This window comes from Enterobacter vonholyi (assembly GCF_008364555.1).
Taxonomy (GTDB): domain Bacteria; phylum Pseudomonadota; class Gammaproteobacteria; order Enterobacterales; family Enterobacteriaceae; genus Enterobacter; species Enterobacter vonholyi.
This window is the reverse complement of the sequence record NZ_VTUC01000011.1, coordinates 45,625-58,841: the sequence shown is the minus strand read 5'-3', so window position 1 is coordinate 58,841 and position 13,217 is coordinate 45,625. Positions and strand designations below refer to the sequence as shown.

The window sequence follows — 13,217 nt, the reverse complement described above, 5'->3', positions numbered from 1 at the left end:
ACTTATGACTGACATCAGCCGTACGCAGGCGTGGCTCGAAAGTCTGCGCCCTAAAACACTTCCTCTGGCCTTTGCCGCGATTATCGTCGGCACCGCCCTTGCCTGGTGGCAGGGTTATTTCGATCCGCTGGTTGCCGCGCTGGCACTGATTACCGCCGGCCTGCTGCAAATTCTCTCCAATCTCGCCAACGACTACGGCGACGCGGTAAAAGGCAGCGACAAGCCGGACCGCATAGGGCCACTGCGCGGAATGCAGAAAGGGGTGATTACCCAGGCGCAGATGAAACGCGCGCTGATTATCACCGTGGTGCTGATCTGCGTTTCCGGACTGGCGCTGGTAACGGTGGCGTCTAAAACCACCAGCGATTTTATTGGTTTCCTGGTGTTGGGTTTATTGGCCATTATCGCGGCCATCACCTACACCGTCGGCACGCGTCCTTACGGTTATATTGGACTCGGGGATATCTCCGTACTGGTGTTCTTCGGCTGGCTGAGCGTGATGGGAAGCTGGTACCTGCAGGCGCATACGGTGATCCCTGCCCTGTTCCTGCCCGCGACCGCCTGCGGTCTGCTGGCGACGGCTGTGCTCAACATCAACAACCTGCGCGACATCGACAGCGATCGCGAGAACGGTAAAAACACCCTGGCGGTTCGTCTGGGGCCGGTCAATGCGCGCCGCTATCATGCCTGCCTGCTCATTGGCGCGCTGGTTTGCCTGGCGCTGTTTAACCTGATTTCCTTGCAGAGCCTGTGGGGCTGGCTGTTTGTGCTTGCCGCGCCGCTGCTGATTAAGCAGGCCCGCTTTGTGATGCGTGAACTCAGCCCGTCCGCCATGCCGCCGATGCTGGAACGCACGGTAAAAGGCGCGTTGCTGACTAACCTGTTGTTCGTCATCGGGATTGTGTTAAGCCAGACGCTGCGTTAGCTGACAAATATCAATTAACAATTGATGATTTTGCCAACAACGCATTTCGCACGATATACTGAACACATTCGCAGCAACTGAGCGTTAAACCTATGAAATACGATACCTCCGAGCTTTGTGACATCTACCAGGAAGATGTCAACGTCGTTGAACCGCTGTTCTCCAACTTTGGTGGGCGGTCATCATTTGGCGGTCAAATCGTCACGGTGAAATGTTTCGAGGACAACGGGTTGCTGTACGATCTGCTCGAACAGAACGGCCGCGGCCGCGTTCTTGTGGTCGACGGCGGCGGTTCCGTGCGCCGGGCATTAATTGATGCTGAACTGGCCGGCATTGCCGTTCAGAATGAGTGGGAAGGCCTTGTAGTGTACGGTTCCGTGCGCCAGGTGGACGATCTGGAAGACCTGGATATCGGGATTCAGGCCATCGCAGCCATACCGGTAGGGGCGGCAGGTGACGGCATCGGCGAAAGCGACGTGCGCGTCAATTTCGGCGGCGTGACCTTCTTCTCAGGCGACCATCTCTACGCTGATAATACCGGCATTATCCTTTCCGAAGATCCGCTGGATATCGAGTAATAAAACCGTAAGCGTGGACCATAAAAAAACCGCCAACAGCAATGTGGCGGTTTTTTTGTCCCTGGTTTATCCCAGCGGGGATCACACTTCTTCCATACGTCCCAGCAGCGCCTGCAGGCGATCCTGCCAGCCGTTCTGTTGCTCGCGCAGCTGGTTGTTTTCGCGCTCCAGTTCTTCGCGGCCGTGCTGCGCGTTCTGAACTTCCTGCGCCAGGCTGTTGTTCTTCTCTTTCAGCTCTTCAATTTCCATCTGCAGCAGGGTGATGGTGTCAATCGCCTGCTGTACTTTCGATTCCAGTTTCTCAAACACTTCTAAAGACATGATGCTACCTCTCCTGAATTGCAAGGCGACGCTTTAACATAAACGCGCACGACATATACCGTCGATTGTATGGAGCGCGGCGCTCTGTGTCCAGCGACACACCGCGCAGATCGCGGTTTGCAACACTTTTAGGTCTGGTCCTGGTGTGTTCGCGTCATATACCCCTAAATTGTTAACTGATTCGTTAATGAAATGATTCAGCTCACATTCCTGCACTGATCCTGTACTGCTGCAAAAATGTGCTTTATGGCGCGAAAACGCTCATTTTATTGACGCAGACCACACATTTTGATTTCGATATTTCTCGTTTTTGCTCGTTAACGATAAATTAACACTATGTCTACAGGGCATCGTGGCTGTCACGGGCGGCCATGCTAACAATAAACATCAATTTCTTCAGGATTCCGATTATGAGTCAGACATCAACCTTAAAAGGCCAGTGCATTGCCGAGTTCCTTGGTACCGGGTTGTTGATATTCTTCGGAGTGGGCTGTGTCGCTGCACTGAAAGTGGCGGGTGCCAGTTTTGGTCAGTGGGAAATCAGTATCATCTGGGGTCTGGGCGTGGCGATGGCCATCTACCTGACTGCAGGGGTTTCTGGTGCACATCTTAACCCGGCGGTGACAATCGCACTGTGGCTGTTCGCGTGCTTTGACGGACGCAAAGTTGTTCCTTTCATTCTTTCTCAATTTGCCGGCGCGTTTTGCGCAGCGGCGTTAGTTTACGGGCTTTATTACAATCTTTTCATCGACTTCGAACAGACGCATCATATGGTGCGCGGTAGCGTCGAAAGTCTGGATCTGGCAGGCATCTTCTCAACCTATCCAAACCCGCACATCAATTTTGTGCAGGCGTTCGCAGTTGAAATGGTGATTACCGCTATTCTGATGGGCGTTATCCTGGCGCTGACCGACGACGGAAACGGCATTCCGCGCGGCCCGCTGGCCCCCCTGCTGATTGGCCTGCTGATTGCGGTAATTGGCGCATCCATGGGCCCGCTGACCGGCTTCGCGATGAACCCGGCACGTGATATCGGACCAAAAGCGTTCGCCTTTATCGCAGGCTGGGGCGATGTCGCCTTCACAGGTGGCAAAGACATTCCTTACTTCCTGGTGCCGCTGTTTGCGCCGGTTGTCGGGGCTGCGCTGGGTGCGTTTAGCTACCGCAAATTAATTGGTCGCCACTTACCGTGCGACACCTGTGTGGAAGATGAGAAGGAAACGACTTCTACCGCACAACAAAAAGCTTCGCTGTAATCTGACTACGGGACACATACCATGACCGAAAAAAAATATATCGTTGCGCTCGACCAGGGCACTACCAGCTCCCGCGCTGTCGTAATGGATCATGACGCGAACATCGTCAGCGTGTCACAGCGCGAATTTGAGCAAATTTATCCTCGTCCAGGCTGGGTAGAACACGACCCGATGGAGATTTGGGCGTCACAAAGCTCCACGCTGGTCGAAGTGCTGGCGAAAGCCGATATCAGTTCCGACGAGATTGCCGCGATTGGTATCACTAACCAGCGTGAAACGACGATCGTCTGGGAACGCGAAACCGGTAAGCCTATTTACAACGCCATCGTCTGGCAGTGCCGCCGTACCTCTGAGATTTGCGAACAGCTGAAGCGCGACGGTATGGAAGAGTACGTGCGCAGCGCCACCGGCCTGGTGGTTGACCCGTACTTCTCCGGCACCAAAGTGAAATGGATCCTCGACCACGTGGAAGGTTCACGCGAGCGTGCAAAACGCGGCGAGCTGCTGTTCGGCACCGTCGACACCTGGCTTATCTGGAAGATGACCCAGGGACGCGTCCACGTCACCGATTACACCAACGCCTCGCGTACCATGCTGTTCAACATCAACACCCTGGAGTGGGATGACAAGATGTTGGACGCGCTGGATATCCCACGTGCGATGCTGCCTGAAGTGCGCAAGTCTTCTGAGGTTTACGGCCAGACCAACATCGGCGGTAAAGGTGGCACCCGTATTCCTATCGCCGGTATCGCCGGTGACCAGCAGGCGGCGCTGTTCGGCCAGCTGTGCGTCAAGGAAGGGATGGCGAAGAATACCTACGGCACCGGCTGCTTTATGCTGATGAACACCGGTGAGAAAGCGGTGAAATCAGAAAACGGTCTGCTGACCACCATCGCCTGCGGCCCGCGCGGCGAAGTGAACTATGCCCTGGAAGGTGCTGTGTTCATGGCCGGTGCGTCTATCCAGTGGCTGCGTGACGAGATGAAGCTGATCAGCGATGCATTCGACTCCGAGTACTTCGCCACCAAAGTGAAAGACACCAACGGCGTGTACGTGGTGCCTGCATTCACCGGTCTGGGCGCACCCTACTGGGATCCGTATGCACGCGGCGCGATTTTCGGACTGACGCGTGGCGTGAACTCTAACCACATTATTCGCGCCACTCTGGAATCCATCGCCTACCAGACCCGCGACGTGCTGGAAGCGATGCAGGCGGACTCCGGCATTCGTCTGCACGCCCTGCGCGTGGACGGTGGTGCGGTAGCGAATAACTTCCTGATGCAGTTCCAGTCCGACATTCTGGGCACCCGCGTTGAGCGCCCTGAAGTGCGTGAAGTGACGGCGCTGGGTGCGGCGTACCTTGCCGGTCTGGCGGTAGGCTTCTGGCAGAACCTGGACGAGCTGCAGGAAAAAGCGGTTATCGAACGCGAGTTCCGCCCGGGCATCGAAACCACCGAGCGTAACTTCCGCTACAGCGGCTGGAAGAAAGCGGTGAAACGCGCCCTGGCGTGGGAAGAACACGAGGAGTAAGACAAACTTTCTCCTAACCCTAACCCTCTCCCCTTTGGGGAGAGGGGACTTAAAACACCCCTCCCCACACTGTGATAAACTTCGTGCAATTCCTTTTGATTGCACGAGTACCTCATGAAACGTGAACTTGCTATCGAGTTTTCCCGCGTCACCGAAGCGGCAGCCCTTGCAGGCTATAAGTGGCTGGGTCGTGGCGATAAAAATACCGCAGACGGTGCAGCCGTCCATGCCATGCGCATTGTACTTAATCAGGTCAACATCGACGGCACCATCGTGATCGGCGAAGGCGAGATCGACGAAGCGCCAATGCTCTATATTGGTGAAAAAGTCGGTACCGGCAAAGGCGATGCCGTGGATATTGCCGTCGACCCGATCGAAGGTACCCGCATGACCGCAATGGGTCAGGCCAACGCCCTGGCGGTGCTGGCCGTGGGCGATAAAGGCTGCTTCCTTAACGCGCCGGATATGTACATGGAAAAGCTGATTGTCGGTCCTGGCGCGAAAGGCGCAATCGACCTTAGCCTGCCGCTGGAAGAGAACCTGCACAACGTCGCCAAAGCCCTGGGCAAACCCCTTAGCGAACTCACCGTGACGATTCTGGCGAAACCGCGCCACGACGCCACCATCGCGCAGATGCAAAAGCTCGGCGTGCGCGTGTTTGCCATTCCGGACGGTGACGTTGCCGCCTCGATCCTTACCTGCATGCCGGACAGCGAAGTAGACGTGCTGTACGGCATCGGCGGCGCACCGGAAGGTGTGGTCTCTGCGGCAGTGATCCGCGCGCTCGATGGCGATATGCAGGCCCGTCTGCTGCCCCGCCACGAGGTGAAAGGCGACAGCGAAGAGAACCGCCGTATCGGAGAAAACGAGCTGGCGCGCTGCGAAGCGATGGGCATCGAGGCCAATAAAGTGCTCGCGCTGGACGAGATGGCCCGTAGCGATAACGTGGTCTTCTCGGCGACCGGCATCACCAAAGGCGATCTGCTGGACGGCATCACCCGCAAGGGCAATATGGCGACCACCGAAACGCTGCTGATCCGCGGTAAATCACGCACCATTCGTCGCATCCAGTCTATCCACTATCTCGACCTCAAAGACCCGGACGTACAGACGCACATTCTGTAAAACCGTTTGATCGATAGAGCTTTCCGGCCCTGACGGGCTGGAAATTGTCACCACAAGTACGGAAGATAGAACAGAGAAACAGCACAGGAGAAGATCATGGCGGACTGGGTAACAGGTAAAGTCACAAAGGTACAGTTCTGGACCGATGCGCTATTTAGTCTCACCGTACATGCTCCCGTTCACCCGTTTAAAGCCGGGCAATTTGCAAAGCTGGGACTGGATGTCGACGGCGAGCGCGTGCAGCGCGCCTACTCTTACGTTAACGCGCCTGATAACCCGGATCTCGAGTTCTATCTCGTCACCGTTCCTGACGGTAAGCTCAGCCCGCGCCTTGCCGCCCTTAAGCCCGGCGACGACGTGCAAATTGTGAGTGAAGCGGCAGGCTTCTTTGTGCTCGAAGAGATCCCGGATTGTGACACGCTCTGGATGCTGGCAACCGGTACGGCCATCGGCCCTTATCTCTCTATTTTGCAGTACGGCAAAGATCTGGAGCGCTTTAAAAACATCGTGCTGGTGCACGCTGCGCGCTACGCTGCAGACCTGAGCTACCTGCCGCAGATGCAGGCGCTGGAGCAGCAGTACGGCGGCAAGTTAAAGATTCAGACGGTGGTCAGCCGCGAAACCGTAGCTGGAACGCTGACCGGTCGCGTGCCGGCGTTAATTGAGAGTGGAGCCCTGGAAGAGGCGGTGGGTTTGCCGCTGAACGCTGAAACCAGCCACGTCATGCTGTGTGGCAACCCGCAGATGGTACGGGACACGCAGCAGCTTCTGAAGGATACCCGGCAGATGACGAAACATCTTCGCCGCCGGCCGGGCCATATGACCGCTGAACACTACTGGTGATCAGCGGTATTTCACCTCAACGGTATCTTTACCGTATTTGTTTTCGCTCTGGGTGCCGATAAACGCGCCCAGATCGACAATCATCATCACGAAGATGACCGAAGGCAGCAGCCTGCCCACAACCCACGGCAGGATGGACGGAAGCATCGCCCAGTTCCCCGCAACCAGCATCCACGCCAGAATAATCAGAAATGCCCACGCGCCGGAACGACCGCGGTCGTGCAGGCGTTTAACAACAACAGCCGCCGTTGGCCATAGCAGGCAGACCAGCGCGAAGGCCGCCGTTTGCGTGCTCAGCCATGCGTTGTAAGCAACGAAAAACAGAAGCAGCATGGCGACAACCCACGTCACCATCCAGATCCAGAAATCACGGCGTCCAATACGCCCTTTGAATGAAAACAGCCACTGCTGTATGGTCATGTAAGGTTCCTTATTATCGTATAGCGCGCATTTTACCCTGGAGTTGTGACCTTTTGACAAGCCGACCAGATATCGTTTTAATCATGAGCACTTACGGCCAGGGACAATGTTGATGAAAAGTTCGGCACATTCTCTTTTCCTGTGTTTAGCGGTGCTCAGCGCGGGTTTTCCCCTGCACGCCGCCGAAACCACTGCCCCCACCACAGCGCCGTATCTGCTGGCGGGCGCCCCGTCGTTCGATCAGTCCATCAGCCAGTTTCGTGAAGCCTTCAATCAGGCCAACCCCACGCTGCCGCTGGATGAGTTTCGCGCCATTGATGGCTCCCGCGATACCCCCACACTGACTCGTGCGGCAAGCAAGATTAATGAGAATTTGTATGCCTCGACGGCGCTGGAGCGCGGAACGTTAAAAATCAAAAGCATGCAAATCACCTGGCTGCCGATACAGGGGCCAGAGCAGAAAGCCGCTAAGGCGAAAGCGCTTGAGTACATGAGCGCGGTCCTGCAGGCGTTTACCCCGGCACTGACGAAAAAGCAAAGCCAGCAAAAGCTGCAGAAACTCCTCGCTGCCGGTAAAAACAAGCGTTACTACGCCGATACCGAAGGCGCGATCCGCTATGTTGTGGCGGACAACGGCGAAAAAGGACTGACCTTCGCTGTTGAACCGATTAAGCTGGCACTATCTGACACTCTCGGCGGGGCGAATTAATGACAAAAAGCAAAGCCTTTCGAGGGAAAATCTCTATACTGATTCACAGACCATGCTGCCCGACAGGGTGGCCATATTCCTTAATTCGCTTATTTAGCGTGGAGAATTGAAATGCGACATCCTTTAGTGATGGGTAACTGGAAACTGAACGGCAGCCGCCACATGGTAAACGAACTGGTTGCGAACCTGCGTAAAGAGCTGGCTGGCGTGACCGGCTGCGCGGTTGCTATCGCTCCGCCGGATATGTACCTGGATCTGGCTAAACGTGCCGCTGACGGCAGCCACATCATTCTGGGCGCGCAGAACGTTGACGTTAACCTGTCTGGCGCGTTCACCGGTGAAACCTCCGCTGAAATGCTGAAAGATATCGGCGCGAAATACATCATCATCGGCCACTCCGAGCGTCGCACCTATCACAAAGAATCCGACGAGTTCATCGCGAAGAAATTCGCCGTGCTGAAAGAGCAGGGTCTGATCCCGGTTCTGTGCATCGGTGAAACCGAAGCAGAAAACGAAGCGGGCAAAACTGAAGAAGTGTGCGCACGTCAGATCGACGCAGTGCTGAAAACCCAGGGCGCGGCAGCGTTCGAAGGCGCGGTTATCGCTTACGAGCCAGTCTGGGCGATCGGTACCGGCAAATCAGCAACCCCTGCACAGGCTCAGGCTGTTCACAAATTCATTCGTGACCACATTGCGAAAGCTGACGCCAAAGTCGCTGAGCAAGTGATTATCCAGTACGGCGGTTCCGTTAACGCTTCCAACGCTGCTGAGCTGTTCACCCAGCCAGACATCGATGGCGCGCTGGTTGGCGGTGCATCCCTGAAAGCGGACGCTTTCGCGGTGATCGTTAAAGCGGCAGAAGCGGCTAAACAGGCGTAATTGCCTTTGTGGCGGGTGGCGCTTCGCTAACCCGCCCTACGGTTCTGTAGGCCCGGTAAGCGTCAGCGCCACCGGGCTTTTTTACAGCCGTCCCAGCAGGCTAAACCACAGATAATCCAGCGGCAGCAGCACCAGATACGTTGCAATAGCCAGCGCCAGACAAAGCACCATCCCCGCCCTGGCAGGCACCTTTCCTAACCCCATCGCCACCACAATCGGCGACGCCTGATAGGGCAACAGCGGCGTGGAGTAACCCAGCACCTGAATCATGATCACCGACAGCAGCGGGAAACCGGTCGCGTCCGAAAAACTCTGCGCCAGAGTGGTATACAGCGCCGGAACGCCGTTGGCGGTCATAATGAAGTTGAGTGCGGTGGTAATACCGGTCAGCGCCAGGAAACTGGTGAACGGTCGGTCTGTATCCAGCGGCATAATGCGAAGCAACGCCTCGCCCACCGCTGTTCCGATACCGGTTTGCGTCACGACGATCGCCAGCCCCAGAATACCGGCAACGTAGATACAGGTGCGCATATTCACCCCCGCAGAAAACTCTTCCCCGGTAATGAAACCAATGCGCGGCAGCATAACGATGATCGACGCCGCCAGCCCCGTCCACGCGGGCCCCACGCCGTGCCAGCTCTCCGTCACCCACATCCCCAGCACCACCGCCAGCAGCCAGGCAAGACGCTTTTCGTCCCGCCCCATAGGCTCAGACGGCGCCTGTTCCTTAGGCGGTTTTGGGTTGCCAGGAAATAGCCAGCAGATGAGGCCAATCAGAATCAGGCCTTTGAGAATGCCCAGCACCGGCGTGTGCAGCAGCAGATAAGGGACATAGTTCAGATGGATGCCGTACGAACCTTCCGCCGCACCGCTCATAACCAGGTTAGGGACATTAGCGGGCAGAATCGTCGCCGAAAGCTGGAAAGTCCCAAACCCTACCGCCAGCGCCAGACCAAACCACGCGCAGGAGCCGTCTGAGATACCGGCGCGTTTCGCCATCGCGGCGACAATCGGCATCAGCAGCGCAATACGTCCCATATTCGACGGCATCACAAACGCCAGCGCGTAGCTCAGCAGCACCACGCTCGCCACCATCAACACCCAGGAGTCGGTGAGCCTTGCCGACAGCGCCCTGGCGGCCCTGTCTGCCAGTCCGGTTTTACGGATAGCCACGCCGAGCACGAATCCGCTGAAGACCAGCCAGAAAGCAGACGAGGCAAAACCGCCAAAGATGACCTCCGGCGGGGCGATCTTCGCAGTCATTGCCGCCGTGAAGAACAGCAGCGCGGTGATGAATTCCGGCAATAGCGACGTCGCCCACAGCACGATGGTGACGCCAACGATCAGTGAGGGCAGCAGCAGAGGATACGTTGACCAGAGCGACATACCTGTCTCCTGTAGTATTTTTGAGCAAGTCTACGGTGACAGGCAGCCCGAGTAAACGCGATTTATGGTGGGGTTACTTCAGGATAGCGCATTGATGATCCTGCAGTTCCTCCGCAGACGCGCGGTTAAGCGTGAGCAGGTTACGCTCGGTCGCCAGCAACACAAACGAACCATCAGACTGCTGCGCCATCGCCAGTGCGAAACGCCCCATATGGTCGCGCGCTTCCGGCAGCTCTTCTGCCAGCATCATAAACGGGCTGCGCTGGACCAGTTCATTCTCCGTCACCCGACGAGCAAGATACTCATGTCCTTCCAGTCCCCCAGGAAGAGGCAGCCACTGGGTGCTGATTTCTCCCTGTGCCGCGTTGAGCTTCTCGCGCACGTCCGGGCGAAGGCAGGAGATATGAATATGAAAGTGGTTCTGCGTGCGCCCTGTCGGGGAGTTAATCGTCAGCGAAATGGCGCTGTCAGGCACCTCGGCTCCACGCTTCAGGGTCATAAAGCTGCGCGACTGCCACGCCAGCCAGAAAAAGTTCGGCGTATGCGCTTCGGTCAACAGCGGGCTCTCGGTGCCGTTGATGCGATAGGTCGGCATCAGCAGGTATTGCAGCGGCCCGTTGCGGTCTTTAAATATCACATAGCCTGCATCCGTTTTCACCTGCGCACACGGTGCCGGGTTACGATTCTGGATCTGATTCGGCACACACTGGTCGAGAACGATATGTCTTAACGCATTCGGATTACCCGCCTTCATCCAGTACACACCGCCAGCGGCAAGGGCGATGACAAGGAGGATCAATAAGATAATTTTTTTCACAACGCGTTCCCTGTTTTCGATTGAGGCAAAAGAGTAACGCAAAATGATGACCAAATAAAAAACCCGGCGGATTTCTCACGCCGGGTCACCGTGTCACAGGCTAATGGTTAGCGCTGGCTGATTTGGTCGAAGGTACCGCCATTAGAGAAGTGCTCTTTCTGCGCTTTCGTCCAGCCGCCGAACTCGTCATCGATGGTGAAGAGTTTCAGTTTAGGGAATACGCTTTCGTATTTCTTCGCAACAGCCGGATCGCGTGGACGATAGAAGTTTTTCGCCGCAATTTCCTGGCCCTCTGGCGAATAGAGATACTTCAGGTAAGCTTCCGCCACCGCTTTGGTATCTTTCTTCTCAACCACTTTATCGACCACGGAAACGGTCGGCTCAGCCAGAATCGATTCGCTCGGGGTCACGATCTCGAATTTGTCTTTACCCAGTTCGTTGGTCGCCAGCAGCGCTTCGTTTTCCCATGCAATCAGCACGTCGCCAATCCCGCGCTCGACGAAGGTGTTGGTGGCACCACGCGCGCCGGAGTCCAGCACCTCAACGTTTTTATACAGCGCCTTCACGAACTCCTGCGCTTTGGCCTGGTCGCCGTTGTTGTGATGCAGCGCGTAACCCCATGCGCCCAGGTAGTTCCAGCGAGCACCGCCGGAGCTTTTCGGGTTCGGGGTAATCACAGAAACGCCAGGTTTGATCAGGTCGTTCCAGTCTTTAATTTGTTTCGGGTTGCCTTTACGCACCAGGAAGACGATGGTCGAGGTGTAGGGTGCGGAGTTATCCGGCAGGCGTTTGATCCAGTTTTTGTCGATGCGACCGCGCTCGGCGATCGCGTCGACATCGTAGGCCAGCGCCAGGGTCACCACGTCGGCTTCAATGCCGTTGATGACGGAGGTCGCCTGCTTGCCAGAACCTCCGTGAGACTGGCGAACTACGACATTATCGCCGGTTTCCTGCTTCCAGTGCGCCGCAAACGCTTTGTTGTATTGCTCGTACAGTTCACGCGTCGGGTCGTATGACACGTTTAATAACTGAATGTCCTTAGCCAGAACGCTGGTCGATGCCAGCAATAATGTTAAACCCACGCCCCATTTATTCATCGCCCAGCTCTCTTGTGTAGTGTTTTGATGAATGCAGCGTGCCAGAAAGCGAATCGAGGATTAAAGAATAAAAAAAGATTGGCTATAACGTAGTGGAATAAAAGAGGGGTATGAGCGGCATGATGCCCTCACCCCATCCCTCTCCCACGTGAGAGGGAGCAAACATAAAAAAAAACGGTAACCCAAGGGTTACCGTTTTGCATTTACCTTGCCGCCACCGGGCAACAGAGCCGATCAGTACAGTTTTTTCGCGCAGTCCAGCCAGTCGCCTTTGAACGGACGCTTCATGTTTTCAATCGCGTCGATGATGTCGTGGTGAACCAGTTTTTCGTTCTGAATACCGACGCAGCGGCCGCCGTGGCCCTGCAGCAGCAGATCGATCGCGTACGCGCCCATACGGGACGCCAGAATACGGTCGTAAGGGCCTGGGGAACCGCCACGCTGGATGTGACCCAGTACGGTCGCGCGGGTTTCGCGTTTGGTTTCGGCTTCGATGTACTTCGCCAGCTCGTCAACGTCACAGATGTGCTCGGTGATAGCGACGATCGCGTGTTTTTTACCCTTCGCGATGCCCGCTTTGATTTCAGCCACCAGATCTTCACGGCTAAATTCGACTTCTGGCACGACGATAAATTCGCAACCGCCCGCAATGGCAGCCGCCAGCGTCAGGTCGCCACAGTAACGACCCATCACTTCAACGATAGAGATACGCTGGTGAGAAGACGAGGTGTCACGCAGGCGGTCAATCGCTTCAACAACGGTACCGAGTGCAGTAAAGAAGCCGATAGTGTAGTCAGTGCCTTTGATGTCGTTGTCGATGGTGCCAGGCAGACCGATGCACGGGAAACCCATTTCGGTCAGACGTTTTGCACCCATGTAGGAACCGTCACCACCGATAACCACCAGGGCGTCCAGACCACGTTTCTTCATGTTTTCGATAGCCACTTCACGAACGTGTTCGTCGCGGAATTCCGGGAAGCGCGCAGAACCGAGGAAAGTACCGCCACGGTTGATCATGTCAGACACGCTGTAGCGGTCGAGCTGAACCATACGATCTTCATACAGGCCCAGATAACCGTCATAAACGCCAAAAACTTCCAGGCCTTCCGTCAGCGCTGCACGGACAACACCACGAATTGCCGCGTTCATGCCCGGCGCATCACCGCCGCTTGTCAACACACCGATTTTCTTAATCATGACTACCTCTGAACTTAGGAATGCAAAATTGAAATCTGTTGCCGGAAGAAACTTATCGACCAACGAATACTGCAAATAGTATATCAATCCCTTCCAGCTGAATTGATTCAGGTCAGACCAAACGGCGGTAATTT

General features: G+C 55.9%; 14 protein-coding genes. 8 read left to right on the top strand and 6 right to left on the bottom strand.

Annotated elements, in window-relative coordinates:
• Window positions 1-4 precede the first annotated feature (4 nt).
• Complete coding sequence (gene menA, locus F0319_RS16030; RefSeq protein WP_033146936.1) at window positions 5-925, top strand: 1,4-dihydroxy-2-naphthoate polyprenyltransferase; 921 nt, start codon at window positions 5-7, stop codon at window positions 923-925.
• A gap of 92 nt (window positions 926-1,017) precedes the next feature.
• Entirely contained in the window at window positions 1,018-1,503 is a 486-nt protein-coding gene (gene rraA / locus F0319_RS16025; protein WP_023309687.1) for a ribonuclease E activity regulator RraA, read from the top strand.
• A gap of 81 nt (window positions 1,504-1,584) precedes the next feature.
• On the opposite strand, the gene zapB is transcribed toward rraA, so the two are convergent.
• The gene (gene zapB, locus F0319_RS16020; protein ID WP_010436935.1) at window positions 1,585-1,824 is read right to left on the bottom strand and encodes a septal ring assembly protein ZapB; all 240 of its coding nucleotides are present in this window, start codon (window positions 1,822-1,824) and stop codon (window positions 1,585-1,587) included.
• A gap of 410 nt (window positions 1,825-2,234) precedes the next feature.
• Between zapB and F0319_RS16015 the strand changes: the two genes are divergently transcribed.
• The 4 genes from F0319_RS16015 (at window position 2,235) to fpr (ending at window position 6,578) form a co-directional block, all read left to right on the top strand.
• Entirely contained in the window at window positions 2,235-3,080 is an 846-nt protein-coding gene (locus F0319_RS16015) for an MIP/aquaporin family protein (protein WP_047174104.1), read from the top strand.
• Between the two features lie 21 nt (window positions 3,081-3,101).
• Window positions 3,102-4,610, top strand: a complete 1,509-nt coding sequence (glpK, locus tag F0319_RS16010; protein WP_023309688.1) for a glycerol kinase GlpK — start codon at window positions 3,102-3,104, stop codon at window positions 4,608-4,610.
• Window positions 4,611-4,724: 114 nt separating this feature from the next.
• On the top strand, window positions 4,725-5,735 hold the full coding sequence (glpX, locus tag F0319_RS16005) for a class II fructose-bisphosphatase (protein WP_149367357.1): 1,011 nt from the start codon (window positions 4,725-4,727) through the stop codon (window positions 5,733-5,735).
• 96 nt (window positions 5,736-5,831) lie between these two features.
• Entirely contained in the window at window positions 5,832-6,578 is a 747-nt protein-coding gene (gene fpr / locus F0319_RS16000; protein ID WP_149367356.1) for a ferredoxin--NADP(+) reductase, read from the top strand.
• On the opposite strand, the gene F0319_RS15995 is transcribed toward fpr, so the two are convergent.
• Entirely contained in the window at window positions 6,579-6,998 is a 420-nt protein-coding gene (locus F0319_RS15995; RefSeq protein WP_023293600.1) for a DUF805 domain-containing protein, read from the bottom strand.
• Window positions 6,999-7,110: 112 nt separating this feature from the next.
• On the opposite strand from F0319_RS15995, the gene F0319_RS15990 reads away from it, so the two are divergent.
• Entirely contained in the window at window positions 7,111-7,707 is a 597-nt protein-coding gene (locus F0319_RS15990) for a DUF1454 family protein (RefSeq protein ID WP_149367355.1), read from the top strand.
• Between the two features lie 111 nt (window positions 7,708-7,818).
• Window positions 7,819-8,586 carry a triose-phosphate isomerase gene (gene tpiA / locus F0319_RS15985; protein ID WP_003862019.1) on the top strand — a complete coding sequence of 256 codons (768 nt, stop codon included), beginning with the start codon at window positions 7,819-7,821 and terminating at the stop codon, window positions 8,584-8,586.
• An 81-nt stretch (window positions 8,587-8,667) separates the two neighbouring features.
• Here tpiA and F0319_RS15980 read toward each other — a convergent pair whose 3' ends face one another.
• The 4 genes from F0319_RS15980 to pfkA all read right to left on the bottom strand — a co-directional run bounded on the left by F0319_RS15980 (window position 8,668) and on the right by pfkA (window position 13,083).
• A complete protein-coding gene (locus F0319_RS15980) occupies window positions 8,668-9,972 on the bottom strand; it encodes an SLC13 family permease (protein ID WP_149367354.1) in 1,305 nt (434 codons plus the stop codon).
• A 73-nt stretch (window positions 9,973-10,045) separates the two neighbouring features.
• Entirely contained in the window at window positions 10,046-10,789 is a 744-nt protein-coding gene (locus F0319_RS15975; protein WP_111963956.1) for a CDP-diacylglycerol diphosphatase, read from the bottom strand.
• Window positions 10,790-10,896: 107 nt separating this feature from the next.
• The gene (locus F0319_RS15970) at window positions 10,897-11,886 is read right to left on the bottom strand and encodes a sulfate ABC transporter substrate-binding protein (RefSeq protein WP_029741703.1); all 990 of its coding nucleotides are present in this window, start codon (window positions 11,884-11,886) and stop codon (window positions 10,897-10,899) included.
• Between the two features lie 234 nt (window positions 11,887-12,120).
• Window positions 12,121-13,083, bottom strand: a complete 963-nt coding sequence (pfkA, locus tag F0319_RS15965) for a 6-phosphofructokinase (RefSeq protein ID WP_023309696.1) — start codon at window positions 13,081-13,083, stop codon at window positions 12,121-12,123.
• Between the last annotated feature and the right edge of the window lie 134 nt (window positions 13,084-13,217).

Coding starts and splice junctions, on each gene's coding strand:
- menA (WP_033146936.1), top strand. CDS start 5: ATGACTGACATCAGCCGTACGCAGGCGTGGCTCGAAAGTCTGCGCCCT.
- rraA (WP_023309687.1), top strand. CDS start 1,018: ATGAAATACGATACCTCCGAGCTTTGTGACATCTACCAGGAAGATGTC.
- zapB (WP_010436935.1), bottom strand. CDS start 1,824: ATGTCTTTAGAAGTGTTTGAGAAACTGGAATCGAAAGTACAGCAGGCG.
- F0319_RS16015 (WP_047174104.1), top strand. CDS start 2,235: ATGAGTCAGACATCAACCTTAAAAGGCCAGTGCATTGCCGAGTTCCTT.
- glpK (WP_023309688.1), top strand. CDS start 3,102: ATGACCGAAAAAAAATATATCGTTGCGCTCGACCAGGGCACTACCAGC.
- glpX (WP_149367357.1), top strand. CDS start 4,725: ATGAAACGTGAACTTGCTATCGAGTTTTCCCGCGTCACCGAAGCGGCA.
- fpr (WP_149367356.1), top strand. CDS start 5,832: ATGGCGGACTGGGTAACAGGTAAAGTCACAAAGGTACAGTTCTGGACC.
- F0319_RS15995 (WP_023293600.1), bottom strand. CDS start 6,998: ATGACCATACAGCAGTGGCTGTTTTCATTCAAAGGGCGTATTGGACGC.
- F0319_RS15990 (WP_149367355.1), top strand. CDS start 7,111: ATGAAAAGTTCGGCACATTCTCTTTTCCTGTGTTTAGCGGTGCTCAGC.
- tpiA (WP_003862019.1), top strand. CDS start 7,819: ATGCGACATCCTTTAGTGATGGGTAACTGGAAACTGAACGGCAGCCGC.
- F0319_RS15980 (WP_149367354.1), bottom strand. CDS start 9,972: ATGTCGCTCTGGTCAACGTATCCTCTGCTGCTGCCCTCACTGATCGTT.
- F0319_RS15970 (WP_029741703.1), bottom strand. CDS start 11,886: ATGAATAAATGGGGCGTGGGTTTAACATTATTGCTGGCATCGACCAGC.
- pfkA (WP_023309696.1), bottom strand. CDS start 13,083: ATGATTAAGAAAATCGGTGTGTTGACAAGCGGCGGTGATGCGCCGGGC.